General features: G+C 55.7%; 19 protein-coding genes. 9 read left to right on the top strand and 10 right to left on the bottom strand.

Features of this window, described 5'->3' with window-relative positions; all coding sequences use genetic code 11:
- Positions 1 to 28 precede the first annotated feature (28 nt).
- Together ACMYSP_RS21855 and dcuR are read left to right on the top strand one after the other, a co-directional pair.
- The gene (locus ACMYSP_RS21855; RefSeq protein ID WP_434584117.1) at positions 29 to 1,714 is read left to right on the top strand and encodes an NAD-dependent malic enzyme; all 1,686 of its coding nucleotides are present in this window, start codon (positions 29 to 31) and stop codon (positions 1,712 to 1,714) included.
- Positions 1,715 to 1,788: 74 nt separating this feature from the next.
- Entirely contained in the window at positions 1,789 to 2,505 is a 717-nt protein-coding gene (dcuR, locus tag ACMYSP_RS21850; RefSeq protein WP_434584116.1) for a two-component system response regulator DcuR, read from the top strand.
- 55 nt (positions 2,506 to 2,560) lie between these two features.
- Here dcuR and lpxM read toward each other — a convergent pair whose 3' ends face one another.
- The 3 genes from lpxM to znuA form a co-directional block, all read right to left on the bottom strand.
- A complete protein-coding gene (gene lpxM, locus ACMYSP_RS21845) occupies positions 2,561 to 3,535 on the bottom strand; it encodes a lauroyl-Kdo(2)-lipid IV(A) myristoyltransferase (RefSeq protein WP_434584115.1) in 975 nt (324 codons plus the stop codon).
- Between the two features lie 166 nt (positions 3,536 to 3,701).
- Positions 3,702 to 5,021, bottom strand: a complete 1,320-nt coding sequence (mepM, locus tag ACMYSP_RS21840; RefSeq protein WP_434584114.1) for a murein DD-endopeptidase MepM — start codon at positions 5,019 to 5,021, stop codon at positions 3,702 to 3,704.
- 15 nt (positions 5,022 to 5,036) lie between these two features.
- Positions 5,037 to 5,981: a zinc ABC transporter substrate-binding protein ZnuA gene (znuA, locus tag ACMYSP_RS21835; protein ID WP_434584113.1), complete on the bottom strand. Its 945-nt coding sequence runs from the start codon at positions 5,979 to 5,981 to the stop codon at positions 5,037 to 5,039.
- 78 nt (positions 5,982 to 6,059) lie between these two features.
- On the opposite strand from znuA, the gene znuC reads away from it, so the two are divergent.
- Together znuC and znuB are read left to right on the top strand one after the other, a co-directional pair.
- Positions 6,060 to 6,812, top strand: coding sequence for a zinc ABC transporter ATP-binding protein ZnuC (gene znuC / locus ACMYSP_RS21830; RefSeq protein ID WP_123754911.1), 753 nt, complete (start codon positions 6,060 to 6,062; stop codon positions 6,810 to 6,812).
- Complete coding sequence (znuB, locus tag ACMYSP_RS21825) at positions 6,812 to 7,597, top strand: zinc ABC transporter permease subunit ZnuB (RefSeq protein ID WP_434584111.1); 786 nt, start codon at positions 6,812 to 6,814, stop codon at positions 7,595 to 7,597. The genes znuC and znuB overlap by 1 nt, the downstream gene beginning before the upstream one ends.
- A 62-nt stretch (positions 7,598 to 7,659) precedes the next feature.
- On the opposite strand, the gene ruvB is transcribed toward znuB, so the two are convergent.
- The 6 genes from ruvB to aspS all read right to left on the bottom strand — a co-directional run bounded on the left by ruvB (position 7,660) and on the right by aspS (position 13,071).
- Entirely contained in the window at positions 7,660 to 8,670 is a 1,011-nt protein-coding gene (ruvB, locus tag ACMYSP_RS21820; protein WP_123754913.1) for a Holliday junction branch migration DNA helicase RuvB, read from the bottom strand.
- Positions 8,671 to 8,678: 8 nt separating this feature from the next.
- Positions 8,679 to 9,290: a Holliday junction branch migration protein RuvA gene (ruvA, locus tag ACMYSP_RS21815; RefSeq protein ID WP_123754914.1), complete on the bottom strand. Its 612-nt coding sequence runs from the start codon at positions 9,288 to 9,290 to the stop codon at positions 8,679 to 8,681.
- Positions 9,291 to 9,369: 79 nt separating this feature from the next.
- Positions 9,370 to 9,891, bottom strand: a complete 522-nt coding sequence (gene ruvC, locus ACMYSP_RS21810; protein WP_416870776.1) for a crossover junction endodeoxyribonuclease RuvC — start codon at positions 9,889 to 9,891, stop codon at positions 9,370 to 9,372.
- Between the two features lie 154 nt (positions 9,892 to 10,045).
- Entirely contained in the window at positions 10,046 to 10,786 is a 741-nt protein-coding gene (locus tag ACMYSP_RS21805) for a YebC/PmpR family DNA-binding transcriptional regulator (RefSeq protein ID WP_434584109.1), read from the bottom strand.
- Between the two features lie 52 nt (positions 10,787 to 10,838).
- Positions 10,839 to 11,282 carry a dihydroneopterin triphosphate diphosphatase gene (gene nudB / locus ACMYSP_RS21800; RefSeq protein WP_434584108.1) on the bottom strand — a complete coding sequence of 148 codons (444 nt, stop codon included), beginning with the start codon at positions 11,280 to 11,282 and terminating at the stop codon, positions 10,839 to 10,841.
- A gap of 1 nt (position 11,283) precedes the next feature.
- Complete coding sequence (gene aspS / locus ACMYSP_RS21795; protein WP_434584107.1) at positions 11,284 to 13,071, bottom strand: aspartate--tRNA ligase; 1,788 nt, start codon at positions 13,069 to 13,071, stop codon at positions 11,284 to 11,286.
- A 268-nt stretch (positions 13,072 to 13,339) separates the two neighbouring features.
- Here aspS and ACMYSP_RS21790 point away from each other — a divergent pair, with 268 nt between their 5' ends.
- From ACMYSP_RS21790 to cmoB, 5 genes are all read left to right on the top strand, one after another.
- On the top strand, positions 13,340 to 13,906 hold the full coding sequence (locus ACMYSP_RS21790) for a hydrolase (protein ID WP_434584106.1): 567 nt from the start codon (positions 13,340 to 13,342) through the stop codon (positions 13,904 to 13,906).
- Positions 13,903 to 14,721, top strand: coding sequence for a DUF72 domain-containing protein (locus ACMYSP_RS21785; protein ID WP_434584105.1), 819 nt, complete (start codon positions 13,903 to 13,905; stop codon positions 14,719 to 14,721). The genes ACMYSP_RS21790 and ACMYSP_RS21785 overlap by 4 nt, the downstream gene beginning before the upstream one ends.
- A 117-nt stretch (positions 14,722 to 14,838) precedes the next feature.
- Positions 14,839 to 15,234 (top strand): MAPEG family protein, encoded by a 396-nt coding sequence (locus ACMYSP_RS21780; RefSeq protein WP_123754920.1) that lies wholly within the window; start codon positions 14,839 to 14,841, stop codon positions 15,232 to 15,234.
- Positions 15,235 to 15,273: 39 nt separating this feature from the next.
- Complete coding sequence (cmoA, locus tag ACMYSP_RS21775; RefSeq protein ID WP_434584104.1) at positions 15,274 to 16,017, top strand: carboxy-S-adenosyl-L-methionine synthase CmoA; 744 nt, start codon at positions 15,274 to 15,276, stop codon at positions 16,015 to 16,017.
- Positions 16,014 to 17,027: a tRNA 5-methoxyuridine(34)/uridine 5-oxyacetic acid(34) synthase CmoB gene (gene cmoB, locus ACMYSP_RS21770; RefSeq protein WP_434584103.1), complete on the top strand. Its 1,014-nt coding sequence runs from the start codon at positions 16,014 to 16,016 to the stop codon at positions 17,025 to 17,027. Before cmoA ends, cmoB begins: the two co-directional genes overlap by 4 nt.
- Positions 17,028 to 17,115: 88 nt before the next feature.
- Here cmoB and cutC read toward each other — a convergent pair whose 3' ends face one another.
- Positions 17,116 to 17,859 carry a copper homeostasis protein CutC gene (cutC, locus tag ACMYSP_RS21765; protein WP_434584102.1) on the bottom strand — a complete coding sequence of 248 codons (744 nt, stop codon included), beginning with the start codon at positions 17,857 to 17,859 and terminating at the stop codon, positions 17,116 to 17,118.
- Positions 17,860 to 17,886: the final 27 nt, after the last annotated feature.

Below are 17,886 nucleotides of genomic sequence, written 5' to 3'. Positions count from 1 at the left end.
TTTTTAAATAAGATTCAGGAGTCATAACATGTTAGTCAGCGAAACCGTATACACTCCCTATAATGGCGCAGTCCTGCTGGAAAACCCGCTATTAAATAAAGGACTGGCATTTACTGAAGGTGAACGTACGGCATTTAACTTACAGGGATTATTGCCGCATAATATCGAAACTATTGAAGAACAGACGGAACGCGCATGGATGCAGTTTTGCCAGTTCAAACGTGATATTTCCCGGCACATTTATTTGCGGAATATACAGGATACCAACGAGACGCTGTTTTATCATTTGCTGCGCGATCATATGAAAGAAATGCTGCCGGTGATTTATACCCCTACGGTGGGCGAAGCGTGCGAACACTTCTCGGAAATATACCGTCGCGGGCGCGGCCTGTTTATTTCCTGGCCGAACCGCCATCATATTGACGAGATGCTGCAAAGTTTTTCCCGCAACGACATCCAGGTGATTGTGGTCACCGACGGCGAACGTATTCTTGGCCTAGGCGATCAGGGGATTGGTGGGATGGGGATCCCGATCGGCAAGCTTTCTTTGTATACCGCCTGCGGCGGCATTCACCCTGCATCAACGCTGCCCATCATGCTGGACGTTGGTACCAATAACGACAAGCTCCTGGAAGACCCGCTGTATATGGGGTGGCGCCATCCACGAATCAACGACGAGCAGTATATTGAATTTATGGATATGTTTGTCGATGCGGTGAAACAGCGCTGGCCGCACGTCCTGCTGCAGTTCGAAGATTTCGCCCAGAAGAACGCCAGCCGGTTGCTTAACCGCTATCGCCACCAGCTGTGCTGCTTCAATGACGATATCCAGGGAACCGCCGCGGTCACCTCCGGTACGCTGATCGCCGCCGCCACCGCTGCGGGTACCCGCATGCGTGACCAGCGGGTAGTGTTCCTCGGCGGTGGCTCCGCCGGGTGCGGGATTGCCGAAAAAATCATTGCCCTGATGGTGGATGACGGCCTGACGGAACGTGAAGCGCGCAACAGGATCTTCATGGTCGACCGTGCGGGACTGCTGACGGAGGAGACGCCCAGCCTGCTCGATTTCCAACAAGCCCTCGTCACGCCACAGGAAAACCTCGTCCACTGGGATACCGACGGCGCTGCTTTGTCATTGATGGATGTCGTGCGCAACGTCCAGCCAACCGTGCTGATTGGCGTCTCCGGTCAGCCAGGCCTGTTCAGTGAAGCGATAATCAAAGAGATGTACCGCCACTGCCCTCGCCCGATCGTGATGCCGCTCTCCAACCCCACCTCGCGCGCGGAAGCGCAGCCGCACGACCTCCTTGAATGGACCGAGGGAAACGCCTTAATTGCCACCGGCAGCCCGTTCGACACGGTGATTTATCAGGGGGAAACCTACGAGATTGCCCAGTGCAACAACGCCTATATTTTCCCTGGGCTGGGATTAGGCATTCTGGCCGCAAAGGCACAACGCGTCACGGAAGCCATGCTCATTACCTGTAGTAAGACACTGGCCGCCCACTCCCCGTTAGTCACCACAGGGAAAGGCGGATTACTTCCACCGGTGGAGCAGATTGAGATGATTTCCAGAGCCATCGCCATGGACGTGGCTCGCGTAGCCCAGCAAGAAGGCGTGGCCCCCGACATCAGCGAAGAGCATCTGGCCGCCAGTATCGATAAAACCTTCTGGAAAGCGCGCTATACCTCGTATAAACGCTCGGCGCTGTAACGCCCTACGTTAAACCCTGCGGGAAGCATCACGGCACCGACGCCCGTGCTTCCCGCTCGTTCAAGGAACCGCGCATGTTCAATGTGCTTATTGTCGATGATGATGCCATGGTCGCCGGGTTGAACCAGCTGTTTATCAGCCGGGTCGACGGCTTTCACTGTTGTGGTATCGCCACATCGATTGTTGAAGCGGAGCAGATGCTGAGCCAGTTACCGCAGGTTGACCTGGTGCTACTGGATGTCTATATGCAGCACGAAAATGGCCTCAGCCTGCTGCCTTTCCTGCGCGCCAGCGCCCGCCATATCGACGCGATCATGATAACTTCCGCCGCCGATGCAGCAACCGTCCAGACGGCGATGCGCTACGGTGTCGTCGATTATTTGATTAAGCCGTTTCAGTTCCCACGCTTTGAGGAGGCATTGCTGACATGGCGCAAACGCCACGCGCTTCGCCAGGCAAAGAGCAGCTACGTACAATCGGAGGTTGACGATTTACTACGCAGCAGCCTGCCGCGCCAGGAAGGCATCCGCCGGTTACCAAAGGGATTAACGCCGCAAACGCTGCGTATGGTATGCCGCTGGATTGATACGCATCACGCTCGCGACTTTTCGACCAATGAACTGGCCGCGGCCCTGCTTATCTCGCGGGTTTCATGCCGCAAATATCTGATCTGGCTTGAGCAGACGGGCATTCTGTATACCACCAACCACTATGGCATGACCGGTCGCCCGGAGTATCGTTACCAGTTAATCGGCGAGCATGTTGCCCTGCTCAGACAATACAGCCAATGAACCACGCAGGCCCATTGGCTGTTGTCGATGATGCCAACGGAGTGGCAATCAGGTGCTATTTGTTTTTCGGATACAGCTCTTTGCGCTTGTACGGCTCGGTTTCACCCGGTTTACGGGTCTTCAGCAGTTTGAGGATCCAGGTATATTGCTCAGCGTTCGGTTTGACGAAAATTTCCACCTCTTCGTTCATCCGCCGCGCAATCGTCCGATCGTCAGCCTCCAGCAGATCGTCCATCGGCGGACGCACCAGCACCGTCAGACGATGGGTTTTACCATCATAGACCGGGAACAGCGGCACCACGCGGGCGCGGCAGACTTTCATCAGCCGGCCAATTGCCGGTAAGGTGGCTTTATAGGTCGCGAAGAAGTCGACAAACTCGCTGTGTTCTGCGCCGTGATCCTGATCGGGCAGATAGTAGCCCCAGTAGCCCTGACGCACCGACTGAATAAAGGGTTTGATGCCGTCGTTACGGGCATGCATGCGCCCACCGAAGCGGCGGCGAACGGTATTCCAGACATAGTCGAACACCGGGTTTCCCTGGTTATGGAACATCGCCGCCATTTTCTGGCCGCCAGACGCCATTAGCATCGCCGGAATATCCACGCCCCAGGCGTGCGGCACCAGGAAGATCACTTTCTCGTTATTGCGCTGCAGCTCGTCGATGATCTCTTTGCCCTGCCAGTCAACGCGGGAGAGAACCCGTTTTGGATCGCGCAGACCCAGCTCGGCCATCATCACCATCGCCTGTGGCGCAGCCATATACATGTCATCAATGATGGCTTCGCGTTCTTCTTCGCTTTTTTCCGGGAAGCAGTACAGCAGGTTGATCTGCGCCCGACGGCGCGAACTCTTCGCTAATCGGCCAACCACACGCCCCAGCTTACCGAGGATCGGATCGCGAAACGCGGGCGGCGTCAACGCGATACCAGCAAATGCAAAAACCCCTAACCAGGCACCCCAGTAGCGCGGAAGTAAAAAGGATTTCTCAAATGTTGGAATAAATTCACTGTTATTTTTTTTCGTTTCCATGCCCAGTCCACAGCTGTACTAATAAGGGGGGAATCCCGTAAAAACGGCATATCGCAGTCACCAGGCCGTAACCCGACGTATTCTGGATATAGTTTAGCGATACGCTGGGGAACCTACAAAAGAAAAAGCCGGTGCGCAACGGGCACCGGCTTCGAGTGACGATGGCTTAGTCAAATCGCAGTTGCGGGATGACCTCTTTTACCTGCGCCAGATAATCCGTACGATCGGAACCGCTCAGCCCTTCTGTGCGCGGCAGTTTCGCCGTAAGCGGGTTCACCGCCTGCTGGTTAATCCACACTTCATAGTGCAGATGCGGGCCGGTAGAACGCCCGGTGTTGCCGGACAGCGCAATACGGTCTCCGCGTTTCACTTTCTGTCCCGGTTTCACCAGCAGCTTACGCAAGTGCATGTAGCGTGTGGTGTAAGTACGGCCGTGGCGCAGAGCGACATAGTACCCCGCGGCGCCGCTGCGCTTAGCGACAACCACTTCGCCATCACCGACTGCGAGAACCGGCGTCCCCTGCGGCATCGCAAAATCTACACCACGGTGCGGCGCGACGCGTCCGGTCACCGGGTTCAGACGGCGCGGGTTAAAGTTCGAAGAAACGCGGAACTGGCGGGCCGTCGGGAAGCGCATAAAGCCCTTCGCCAGGCCGGTACCGTTACGGTCGTAGAACTTCCCGTCTTCGGCGCGGATCGCGAAGTAATCTTTGCCATCAGAGCGCAGACGCACGCCCAGCAGCTGGCTCTGCTCACGCTTGCCGTCAAGCATCTCGCGCGACATCAGCACTGAGAACTCATCGCCTTTTTTCAGCTTGCGGAAGTCCATCTGCCACTGCATCGCTTTAATCACCGCACTGACTTCGGTACTGGTCAGCCCCGCCGAGCGGGCACTGGCGACAAAGCTACCACCGACGGTGCCTTTCACCACGCTGTTGACCCAGTCGCCATTTTGCAGTTCACTGCTCATTTTGAAGCCGTTTGCTACCCGGTTATAGGTGCGCGTTTCGCGGCGCGACATCTCCCAGGTCAGGCTTTGCAGATCGCCGTCGGCGGTGAGTGTCCATGACAGCTGTTGACCGATTTTCAGGTTTCGCAACGCTTTATCAGCAGAAGAGAGCTGGGCAATATCGCCCATATCGATGCCGTACTGATTGAGGATGCTGCTCAGGGTATCGCCGGTGGAGACCACGTATTCATGACCGTTGGCGTCACTATCGGCTTTGTCATCCAGCTCATCCTGAGGAATCGCTTCCTCTTCCTGCGGTGCCTGATCGATGGGTTCAGAAGCTTCCGGCAGCAGCGAGCGTATTTCGCTCTTTTCCAGCTCGATTGTCCTGACAATAGGGGCTGATTCCGGATGGTAGATGTAGGGTCGCCAGACGGCGACCGCTAATGTCAGTACGCTCAACGACCCCAGCATGACGCGGTGAGGTCGTGGCAAATTGTTGAATGCCTGAGTGACAGCACGGGCTATCTGTTGCACGTATTCACTTCCTCGTTAATCTCCTTTCAGGCAGCTCGAATACTGTTTCGCCAGTTGTTCCAGAAACTGCGGGTAGCTCTCTTTACCCAGCTTAATTCCTGTCCCTAACGGGTCCAGAGTCCCCATACGCACAGAGGTACCCCTGGCAACAGCTTCTATAACGGCTGGCCTGAACTGTGGCTCAGCAAAAACGCAAGTTGCTTTTTGCTCAACCAACTGTGTTCTGATTTCGTGTAAACGCTGCGCACCAGGCTGTATTTCAGGGTTCACGGTGAAATGACCAAGTGAAGTCAGACCGTAGTGTTTTTCAAAGTAGCCATAGGCATCATGAAAAACGAAATACCCTTTCCCTTTCAGCGGTGCGAGCTCGTTACTTACCTGTTTATCGGTCGCGGCTAATTGTGCCTCAAACGCGGTCAGGTTTGCGTCAAGCCTGGCTCGACTCTGGGGCATAAGTTCCAATAATTTATCGTGGATTGCAACCGCCGAAAGCCGCGCTATCTCTGGGGATAACCACAAATGCATATTGTAAATACCGTGATGGTGATCGCCGTCACTTTTTTCTCCTGCGCCATGGTCGTGGCCGTGATCGTCATCATCATCATCCGCCCCTTTCATGAGCAGCGGTTTCACCCCATCCAGTTGCGCAATGGTCACCTTTTTATTCGGCGCAATGCTTTGCGTCGACTTATCCATAAACGCTTCCATTTCTGGACCAATCCAGACCACTAAGTCTGCGTTCTGTAAGCGTTTTGCATCGGAAGGTCGTAGAGAATAATCATGCTCTGATGCACCGTCCGGCAGCAGAACCTGAGTCTCCGTGACCCCATCAGCGATAGCGGAAGCGATAAAGCCTAAAGGTTTCATTGAGGTAACCACAGCCGCGTTGGCGACGGAGGTATGGGTGAACAAAAAAACGGCGCCAAGTCCAGCGCAAAGAAGCGTATTTTTATGTAACATAATGCGTCTAATCATCGTAATGAACAAGAAAGATGTGATATTATAACATTCACTGACTTGTGCAACTCCTAATTTGACATGACAAATCTTGTAACGCTGGAAAACGTCTCGGTCGCCTTCGGCCAACGGCGCGTACTGTCTGACATTTCGCTGACGTTAAAACCCGGCAAAATTTTGACCTTACTCGGCCCCAATGGTGCGGGAAAATCGACCCTCGTGCGGGTGGTTCTTGGACTGGTAGCACCGACCGACGGTGTTATCAAGCGCGAGAGTCATCTGCGCATTGGCTACGTCCCGCAAAAATTACATCTTGATGCCACAATGCCGCTGACCGTCAGCCGGTTTTTGCGTTTGCGCCCTGGAACGCATAAGCAGGATATCCTGCCGGCGCTGAAACGAGTCCAGGCCGGGCATCTGATTGAAGCCCCGATGCAAAAACTCTCAGGTGGTGAGACCCAACGCGTGCTGTTAGCCCGTGCGCTGCTGAATCAGCCACAGCTGCTGGTGCTCGATGAACCGACCCAGGGGGTTGATGTTAACGGTCAGGTCGCCCTCTACGATCTGATTAACCAGCTGCGCCAGGAGCTTGATTGCTCGGTGCTGATGGTCTCTCACGACCTGCATCTGGTGATGGCCAAAACCGATGAGGTGCTGTGCCTGAATCAGCATATTTGCTGCTCCGGTACGCCGGAGGTGGTCTCGATGCATCCGCAGTTTATCTCCATGTTTGGTCAACGCGGTGCGGAACAGTTGGGTATTTACCGCCATCACCATAATCACCGCCATGATCTGCAGGGGCGGATTGTACTGCGTCGGGGAAATGAGCGCTGATGATTGAATTACTGTTACCCGGCTGGCTGGCCGGGATGATGCTCGCCTGTGCGGCTGGCCCGCTAGGATCGTTTGTGGTCTGGCGCCGCATGTCTTATTTCGGCGATACCCTGGCCCATGCCTCTTTGCTTGGCGTGGCCTTCGGCTTGCTCCTGAACGTAAATCCGTTTTATGCGGTGATTGCCGTCACCCTGATGCTGGCGGCGGGCCTGGTATGGCTGGAGAAGCGCCCGCATCTGGCGCTCGATACGCTGCTGGGGATTATGGCGCACAGCGCACTGTCGCTGGGTCTGGTAGTCGTCAGCCTGATGTCGAATATCCGCGTCGACCTGATGGCCTATCTGTTTGGCGATTTGCTGGCGGTGACGCCGGAAGATTTGATCGCTATCGCTATCGGCGTGGTCATCGTACTGGCGATTCTGCTGTGGCAATGGCGCAATCTGCTGTCAATGACCATCAGTCCTGACCTGGCGTTTGTCGATGGCGTGAAGCTACAGCGGGTAAAATTGCTGCTGATGCTGGTGACCGCGTTGACTATTGGTGTGGCGATGAAATTCGTCGGCGCATTGATTATTACCTCACTGCTGATTATTCCGGCAGCAACGGCTCGTCGCTTTGCCCGCACGCCGGAACAAATGGCCGGTGTCGCGGTTGGGGTCGGGATGGTGGCGGTCACCGGAGGGCTGACCTTCTCGGCGTTCTATGATACCCCAGCCGGCCCGTCGGTAGTGCTGTGCGCAGCCCTGCTGTTTGTCTTCAGTATGATGAAAAAAAACAGCGCCTGAATACGCAACTTTCCCCGGGAGCACTGATGCTTACCGGGGAATTAACGCTGAGTTTACCGACGTTATGGCATCTCGGGTGGCGTAATGCCAAAGTGGTTCCATGCCCGCACCGTCGCCATTCGGCCGCGCGGTGTGCGCTGTAAAAAGCCCTGCTGAATCAGATACGGCTCAAGAACGTCCTCGATCGTTTCCCGCTCTTCGCCAATCGCCGCCGCCAGGTTATCCAGACCGACGGGACCGCCAAAGAACTTATCGATCACCGCCAGCAACAGCTTACGGTCCATGTAATCGAACCCTTCGGCATCGACATTCAGCATATCCAGCGCCTGAGCGGCAATGTCCATTGAGATGCTGCCATCGTGGCGCACTTCGGAAAAGTCACGAACCCGGCGCAGCAGACGGTTAGCAATACGCGGCGTACCGCGCGCGCGACGCGCCACTTCCAGCGCCCCTTCATCGCTCATTTCCAGCCCCATATGACGGGCGCTGCGGCTCACGATATGCTGCAGGTCAGCCACCTGATAGAACTCCAGGCGCTGAACGATCCCGAAACGGTCACGCAGCGGCGACGTCAATGACCCCGCACGCGTGGTGGCGCCAATCAAGGTAAACGGTGGCAGATCGATTTTGATCGATCGCGCCGCCGGCCCTTCACCGATCATAATATCCAGCTGATAGTCTTCCATCGCCGGATATAACACCTCTTCCACCACGGGAGAAAGACGGTGTATTTCATCAATAAACAGCACGTCATGGGGTTCGAGGTTGGTCAACATGGCAGCCAGGTCGCCCGCTTTCTCCAGCACCGGGCCAGATGTGGTGCGCAGATTAACGCCCATCTCGTTGGCAACGATGTTGGCCAGCGTGGTTTTCCCCAGCCCCGGAGGACCAAAGATCAGCAGGTGATCGAGGGCATCGCCGCGCAGTTTTGCCGCCTGGATAAAGATCTCCATTTGCGAACGCACCTGCGGTTGCCCGACATACTCTGCCAGCAATTTAGGACGGATTGCGCGATCGGCCGACTCTTCAAACCCGGTGCTGTCTGCCGATACCAGCCTGTCTGCTTCAATCATCCCTTACCTCACAACGCGGCGCGGAGCGCTTCGCGGATTAGCGTTTCACTGTTGGCATCCGGACGGGCGATTTTGCTCACCATCCGGCTGGCCTCTTGAGGTTTATAGCCCAGCGCCACCAGCGCAGCAACCGCTTCCTGCTCGGCGTCATCATCAGACGGGCCGGCCGGTGAAGTCAGCACCAGATCCGCGGCAGGGGTAAACAGGTCGCCATGCAGGCCTTTAAAGCGATCTTTCATTTCGACGATCAGGCGCTCTGCGGTTTTCTTACCGATGCCCGGCAGTTTCACCAGCGCCGCCAGCTCTTCGCGTTCGACGGCGTTGACAAACTGCTGCGCCGACATGCCGGAGAGGATCGCCAGCGCCAGTTTTGGCCCGACGCCGTTGGTTTTAATCAGCTCTTTAAACAGGGTGCGCTCCTGTTTGTTATTAAAGCCATACAGAAGCTGCGCATCTTCGCGAACGACAAAGTGGGTAAAGACAATTGCCTCGTTGCCCACTTCCGGCAGTTCATAAAAACAGGTCATCGGCATATGAACTTCATAGCCCACGCCTCCCGTTTCCAGTAAGACCAGCGGGGGTTGTTTTTCGAGAACGATGCCTCTGAGTCTGCCTATCACATAATGCTCCTGCGTTAAGGGCTATAGTATCTGCGGTATCATAAAAAAAGGCTGGATAAATATCCAGCCTGATTTGAGGTTATCGTAGGCGTCCACGCGCCAGATTGAGCCGCGCCTCGCTGATTTGAGCCGCGTTCTGGCTGACGTGGCAGTGGGTAATGGCAATCGCCAGGGCGTCCGCCGCATCCGCCTGGGGATTGGCGGGAAGCTTAAGCAGCGTGCGCACCATGTGCTGCACCTGACTCTTTTCCGCACTACCGATACCTACCACGGTTTGCTTCACCTGTCGCGCGGCATACTCAAAGACCGGCAGGTCCTGATTCGTCGCCGCGACAATCGCCACACCGCGTGCCTGTCCCAGCTTCAACGCTGAGTCGGCATTTTTCGCCATAAACACCTGTTCAATGGCAAAATAATCCGGCTGGAACTGGGTAATGATTTCCGTCACGCCAGCATAAATCAGCTTCAGTCGCGACGGCAGGTCGTCAACTTTGGTGCGAATACAGCCGCTGCCAAGGTAACTTAACTGCCGCCCAACCTGGCGGATAACGCCATAGCCGGTGATGCGCGAGCCCGGGTCAATGCCGAGAATAATAGCCATCACGCCTCTCCGGTAATAACTAACCCCTGAGACCCTGAATGATTCAGTTCACAGCCAGGCGGCCACCCGGAGAATCCCCTACAACGTAGATTAACTACGTGACCGGGGACAACGAGGAGAGCCAGCACCGCTGTGGGCTGAAAGATTACGGGTATCACAGCGTCGCGGCGACCTCATCAGAGATCTCGCCGTTGTGGTACACTTCCTGCACGTCGTCGCAGTCTTCCAGCATATCGATCAGACGCAGCAGTTTCGGTGCGGTTTCCGCATCCATATCGGCTTTCGTCGATGGGATCATGGAGACTTCAGCGGCATCCGCTTTCAGCCCAGCGGCTTCCAGCGCGTCACGTACGGCACCCATTTCTTCCCATGCGGTATAGACGTCAATCGCGCCGTCGTCATAGGTCACCACGTCTTCAGCACCGGCTTCCAGCGCCGCTTCCATGATCACGTCTTCATCGCCAGCTTCAAAAGAGATAACCCCTTTTTTGCTAAACAGATAGGCCACGGAACCATCGGTGCCGAGATTGCCGCCGGTTTTGGTGAATGCGTGGCGCACTTCGGCAACGGTACGGTTGCGGTTATCACTCAGACATTCAACCATGACCGCGGTGCCGCCAGGGCCGTAACCTTCATAGATGATGGTTTCCATGTTCGCATCGTCATCGCCACCGACACCGCGCGCGATCGCACGGTTCAGGGTGTCACGCGTCATGTTGTTGGACAGCGCTTTATCGACAGCCGCGCGCAGACGTGGGTTGGAGCCGATATCGCCGCCGCCCAGACGTGCAGCGGTAACCAGCTCACGAATGATTTTAGTAAAGATCTTACCGCGCTTCGCATCCTGTGCTGCTTTGCGGTGCTTGGTGTTGGCCCATTTACTGTGACCTGCCATAAATAATATCTCCAAAAAAGCCTTTTCCCGATCGCTAAAAGTCCGGGGAAAATTAGTTGGCGTTAATTACAAATTCTTCAATCGCCTGCCGGTTGCTCCACGACTTGGTTAATGCGGCGGCTTCCGTCGCATTAACCCAGCGGTAATCCAGGTGCTCAGTAAAGACAATCTGGCGTTCATGCGGGAGCGCAAGACAGAACCAAAACTCGGTATTGCGCTCAACCCCCGGCGCATAGCGATGACGTAAATGCGAAAATATTTCGAAATCCACCGTGCGCTGACAGTCAATTAAGGCCAGTTGCTCGTGAGCAACATCGATTGCGACCTCTTCCTTTACTTCACGCACGGCGGCTTGCGCTGCGCTCTCCCCCGCTTCCAGGCTGCCGGTAACCGACTGCCAGAAAGCAGGATCGTCGCGTCGCTGCAACATCAGCACCCGCTTCGTATCTTCGGCATAAATCACCACCAGAACAGAAACGGGAAGCTTGAATGACATCTTACTTATTCTCCGGAGACTCTTTTGTCTCTTTCGCCACAACCTGGATACCTAACTCACCCAGAGACGCAGGATTAGCAAAGCTCGGGGCTTCCGTCATCAGACAGGCGGCGGCCGTGGTTTTCGGGAAGGCGATAACGTCACGGATGTTATCGGTACCGGTCAGCAGCATGGTCAGACGGTCAAGACCGAAGGCCAGACCTGCGTGCGGCGGTGTGCCGTATTTCAGCGCATCCAACAGGAAGCCGAATTTTTCACGCTGTTCTTGTTCATTGATGCCAAGAATGCCGAACACGGTCTGCTGCATGTCGCCGCTGTGAATACGCACAGAACCGCCGCCGACTTCATAGCCGTTGATAACCATATCGTAAGCGTTCGCAATTGCGGTTTCCGGTGCGGCTTTCAGTTCATCCGCGGTCATGTCTTTCGGCGAGGTGAACGGGTGGTGCATCGCGGTCAAGCCGCCTTCACCATCGTCTTCGAACATCGGGAAGTCGATGACCCACAGCGGTGCCCATTTGTTTTCGTCAGTCAGGCTCAGGTCTTTACCCAGCTTCAGACGCAGCGCACCCAGCGCATCGGCCACGACTTTCTTGTTGTCGGCACCGAAGAAAATCATGTCGCCATCCTGAGCCGCGGTGCGCTCAAGGATTGCTTCAACGATCTCAGCGTTGAGGAATTTTGCCACCGGGCTGTTGATGCCTTCGAGGCCTTTGGCGCGCTCGTTGACTTTCATGTAGGCCAGGCCTTTGGCGCCGTAGATCTGCACGAACTTGCCGTATTCATCAATTTGCTTACGGGTCAGTGCAGCACCACCCGGAACGCGCAGCGCGGCAACGCGCCCTTTAGCATCGTTCGCCGGACCGGAGAAGACTGCAAACTCAACCGCTTTCACCAGATCGGCAATATCGACCAGCTCCATCGGGTTACGCAGATCCGGTTTATCAGAACCGTAGCGGCGCTCGGCTTCTGCAAAGGTCATGATCGGGAACGCGCCCAGATCGACACCTTTGACGTCCAGCCACAGCTGGTGCACCAGCGCTTCCATCACTTCACGCACCTGAGGCGCGGTCATAAAGGAAGTCTCGACGTCGATCTGGGTAAATTCCGGCTGGCGGTCAGCACGCAGGTCTTCGTCACGGAAGCATTTAACGATCTGATAGTAGCGATCAAAACCGGACATCATCAGCAGCTGTTTGAACAGCTGCGGAGACTGCGGCAGCGCGTAGAATTTGCCTTTGTGGACACGGGACGGCACCAGGTAATCACGCGCGCCTTCCGGCGTGGCTTTGGTCAGCATCGGGGTTTCGATGTCGAGGAAGCCGTGATCGTCCATAAAGCGACGCACGAAGCTGGTGATTTTGGCGCGAGTCTTCAGGCGATTAGCCATTTCCGGACGACGCAGGTCGAGATAGCGGTACTTCAGACGCGCTTCTTCGGTGTTTACGTGATTGGAATCCAGCGGCAGCGATTCTGAACGGTTGATGATAACCAGGTCAGATGCCAGCACTTCGATTTCGCCGGTCGCCATATCGGCGTTGACGTTTTTCGCATCACGCGCACGCACGGTGCCGGTGACTTTAATGCAAAACTCATTACGCAGTTCGGAAGCCAGCTTTAAGGCTTCGGCCGTGTCCGGATCGAAGAACACCTGCACGATGCCTTCGCGGTCACGCATATCGATGAAGATAAGGCTGCCGAGGTCACGACGGCGGTTGACCCAACCACACAGAGTCACCTGCTGCCCAACGTGGGACTGACGCAGCTGCCCGCAATATTCTGTACGCATGAGATATCCCTTAACTTAGCCGCAGGCGGATTGTTGCCTGCCTCGCAGGCGACGGAGTCGCAGCTTTAGCTGAATGTCACAACTGAATGAAAAAAGGCGGTCATTATAATGGAATTTCCGCCGCACGATAAGCCCGACGCAGTTTGTACGCTGCTTTGCTGTACGCTTATTGTCCGTGCTCACAAAAATTAACAATAATTGTTAGCCAAAAGCGCGTTCGGCAACGGTATTGTAACGGGCAAACGACATAACAAGATACGGGGTTACCATGTTAGAACTCAATGCGAAAAAAACCGCTCTCGTCGCCATCGACCTGCAGGAAGGCATTCTGCCTTTTGCCGGTGGGCCACACCGCGCTGAGGACGTCGTGACGCGTTCAGCCAGCCTGGCGCAAAAATGTCGTGAGCTGGGATCGCCGGTGATTCTGGTACGCGTTGGCTGGTCCAGTGATTTCGCCGAGGCGCTGAAGCAGCCGGTTGACGCTCAGACAGGCGCGCACGCGCTGCCAGAGAACTGGTGGAGCTGGCCGGCAGCATTAGGTAAACAGGAAAGTGATATTGAGGTCACTAAACGCCAGTGGGGCGCCTTTTATGGCACCGATCTGGAGCTGCAGCTGCGCCGTCGCGGCATCGATACCATTATTCTCTGCGGTATCGCCACCAATATTGGCGTGGAATCCACCGCCCGTAATGCATGGGAGCTGGGCTTCAACCTGGTTATCGTTGAAGATGCGTGCAGCGCACCGTCTGCGGAGCAACATCAGGGCAGCATGACGAATATTTTCCCGCGTATTGCCCGGGTGCGCAGCACTGAGGATGTCCTCGCCGCCTTATGATTTATATTGGGCTCCCGCAATGGTCGCACCCGAAATGGGTGCGGCTGGGCATCACCAGTCTTGAAGACTACGCTCGCCATTTCAACTGCGTTGAAGGCAATACTACGCTGTATGCTCTGCCCAAAGCCGACATTGTCAGCCGCTGGTACGATCAAACCAGCGATAATTTTCGCTTCTGTTTCAAGTTCCCCGCGACGATTTCCCATCAGGCGGCCCTGCGGCATTGTGATGATTTAACCCTCGAGTTTTTTTCACGCCTGGCGCCGCTGGCGTCGCGCATTGGCCAGTTCTGGTTACAGCTGCCCGCCACCTTTGCTCCCACAGACCTGCCTGCGTTGTGGCAGTTCCTCGATACTTTACCGGAACAATTTACCTACGGCGTCGAGGTCCGACATCCGCAATTCTTCGCCAAAGGCGAGGCCGAGCAGGCGCTCAATCGCGGCCTGCATCAGCGCAATGTCAATCGCGCGATCCTCGACAGTCGTCCGGTTCATAGCGCCATCGCGCGCAACCCGGCAATGGTCGATGCGCAACGTAAAAAGCCCAAATTACCGGTGCATGCCGTGGTGACCGGCGGCAATCCGCTGGTGCGCTTTATTGCCAGCGACGACATGACGCAAAGTCAGCGCTTGTTTGAATCCTGGCTACCAACGCTAGCCAAATGGAGCCAGACGACAACGCCCTTCTTGTTTCTCCATACGCCAGACATCGCCCATGCGCCGGAGCTGGTTCATACGCTGTGGGGAGATTTACGCCGGACGTTGCCCGAGGTAGGCGATGCACCGTCAATTCCGCAGCAAACCTCTCTTTTCTGATATCCTGCTATGCTAATCGGAATCATCGATGCCCAAAATGATTCGAGTTGCTTTGCCGCCAACACCCAGGCAACTTGAAGGATCAAGGGTATAAAAGAATAAAAGGGAGTTTTTGGTATGGTCAGCGCGCTTTACGCGGTTTTGGGTGCGTTATTGCTCATTAAATTTTCTTTTGATGTGGTTCGTCTGCGCACGCAATATCACGTCGGGTATGGTGACGGGGGATTTAGCGAGCTGCAGGTCGCTATCCGCGTGCACGGTAACGCCGTTGAGTATGTTCCCATTGGCCTCATCATGCTGCTGTTTATGGAGATGAACGGTGCGCAGAACTGGATGGTGCACGTGTGCGGCATTTTGTTGATTGCCGGACGGCTGATGCATTCTTATGGTTTTCACCACCGCTTGTACAGCTGGCGCCGTTCAGGAATGAGCGCGACCTGGTGCTCGCTGGTGCTGATGGTGCTGGCGAATTTGTGGTATATGCCCTGGGAGTTGGTTTTCTCCTTACATTAGCGCACAATACGCCGTTTTCGATTTTTCGGGTTTAACGTTATGTCTCACCGCGATACGCTTTTTTCCGCGCCGATTGCCAGTCTCGGCGACTGGACCTTTGATGAACGGGTTGCTGAAGTCTTCCCGGATATGATCCAGCGCTCGGTCCCCGGCTATTCCAATATTATTTCGATGATCGGCATGCTCGCTGAACGCTTCGTCCAGCCCGATACTCAGGTTTACGACCTCGGCTGTTCACTCGGCGCGGCGACGCTCTCTATTCGACGTAACATCGCCCATGCCGGCTGCAAGATTGTGGCGGTGGATAACTCCCCGGCCATGGTTGAACGCTGCCGTCGTCATATTGACGCCTATAAAGCGCCAACGCCCGTCGAGGTGGTGGAAGGCGATATTCGCGATATAACGATTGAGAACGCCTCAATGGTGGTACTGAACTTCACCATTCAGTTTCTTGCGCCCGATGAACGCCAGGCGATTCTGGATAAAGTCTACCGTGGGCTGAACCCTGGTGGTGCGCTGGTGCTGTCAGAGAAATTCAGTTTTGAAGATAGCCATGTCGGTGAGCTGCTGTTCAATATGCACCACGACTTCAAACGCGCCAATGGCTATAGCGAGCTGGAAATCAGCCAGAAGCGCAGCATGCTGGAAAACGTCATGCTGACCGACTCCGTAGAGACGCACAAAGCACGCCTGCGTAAAGCTGGTTTTGAACATGCCGAATTGTGGTTCCAGTGCTTTAACTTTGGTTCACTGGTTGCGGTGAAGTCCGGGGAAAAAGCATGATCGATTTCAGTAATTTCTATCAGCAAATCGCTAAAAGCCCGTTATCTCACTGGCTGGAGACGTTGCCCGCGCAGGTCGCCGCCTGGCAACGCGAGGCGCTGCATGGCAAGTTCCGGGAGTGGGAGCGGGCCGTCGAGTTTTTGCCTGAGTTTGCCCCCTATCGTCTGGACTTGCTGCACAGCGTGACCGCCGAAAGCGAAACGCCGCTAGGCGAAGGTCACCGTCTGCGCATTGAAAATCTCCTCAAGAACCTGATGCCGTGGCGCAAAGGCCCCTACTCGCTGTACGGCGTCAACATTGACACCGAATGGCGATCCGACTGGAAATGGGAGCGTGTGTTACCGCATCTCTCCGACCTGACCGGACGCACCATTCTCGACGTCGGCTGCGGCAGCGGCTATCACATGTGGCGGATGATCGGTGCCGGCGCGCATCTGGCAGTGGGTATCGATCCGACACAGCTGTTTTTATGTCAGTTTGAAGCGGTGCGTAAGCTGCTGGGCAACGATCAGCGCGCTCACCTGCTGCCGCTGGGCATTGAGCAACTGCCGGCGCTAAACGCCTTCGATACCGTCTTTTCCATGGGCGTGCTGTACCACCGCCGTTCACCGCTTGACCATCTGTGGCAGCTCAAAGATCAGCTGGTCGAAGGGGGCGAACTGGTGCTGGAAACGCTGGTGATTGAGGGTGATGAAAACACCGTGCTGGTGCCGGGAGACCGCTACGCGCAGATGCGTAATGTCTATTTTATCCCGTCTGCTGCGGCGTTGAAAATGTGGCTGGAGAAATGCGGCTTTGTCGATGTGCGCATCGTCGACGTCTGCGTCACTACCACCGACGAGCAGCGTCGTACCGAATGGATGACTACCGAATCGCTGGCCGACTTCCTCGACCCCAACGACAGCAGCAAAACCCTTGAGGGCTACCCGGCTCCGCTGCGCGCGGTGATCGTCGCGACCAGGCCAGAAACCCAGCAATCGCTGGCGAAAAAAGCGTCCGGACGTAAATAAAGGCGAAAAAAAGACCCCTGTTGAAATTGCAGGGGCCTGGTACGGGCAATCATCATATTGGGCGACATGATGTGCAGCAAAAAACGGTTTAACTGCTTTGTGCAGAAATGATGTGCTTCATTTCTGCCACCGCTACGCCATTAACGGCATAGCGCGAATATTCATCTGCGTCTGCATCGGTCGACATCGACAACCCGGGATTACGAAAGCGCATTGGCGAAGGCACCCACTGCCCGGCCGAACTGTGCACCTCTTTGACCCCCGCCTGGAGGAACTTTTCCAGGTTGGCCGCTCGAACACCTGCACCAGCCATAATGGTTGGAGTATCGCCCAGGGCAATAAGTTCCGTAATTAATGAAAGACCTTTTTCAGCACTGGATTGTTGTCCCGATGTCAGGATGCGAGCGACACCGAGATCGGCCAGTGCATGCCAGGCTTCATGCGGGTTGACGCACATATCGAAGGCCCGATGAAAGGTCACGGCCAGCGGTCCCGCCGCCGCCATTATTTTTTTCATCCGCGGGATATCAACCCGCCCGTCAGGATCTAACACGCCGATCACCAGGCCGGGAAAACCGAGTTCCCTGACCATGGCGACATCTTCAAGCATCGCCGCAAATTCGCCGTCGGTGTAACAAAAATCGCCGCCCCGCGGGCGAATAATCGGATGCACCGGGATCGTCACCGTCTGACGAACCGTTTTCAACACGCCCAATGAAGGCGTTAAGCCCCCTTCTTGCGGCGCCGCGCACAATTCAATGCGGTCGGCCCCCTGGCGCTGCGCCTCTTGCGCGCACTCCATGCTGTAGCAGCAGACTTCCAGTAACGTCATTTCCCTCTCCTTGCACGCTGCAGGCAA

Origin of the sequence: Klebsiella sp. R390 (assembly GCF_051131745.1) — a bacterium.
Taxonomy (GTDB): Bacteria; Pseudomonadota; Gammaproteobacteria; order Enterobacterales; family Enterobacteriaceae; genus Klebsiella.
The sequence above is the reverse complement of the archived record's forward strand: the minus strand, read 5'-3'. Positions and strand labels throughout refer to the sequence as shown.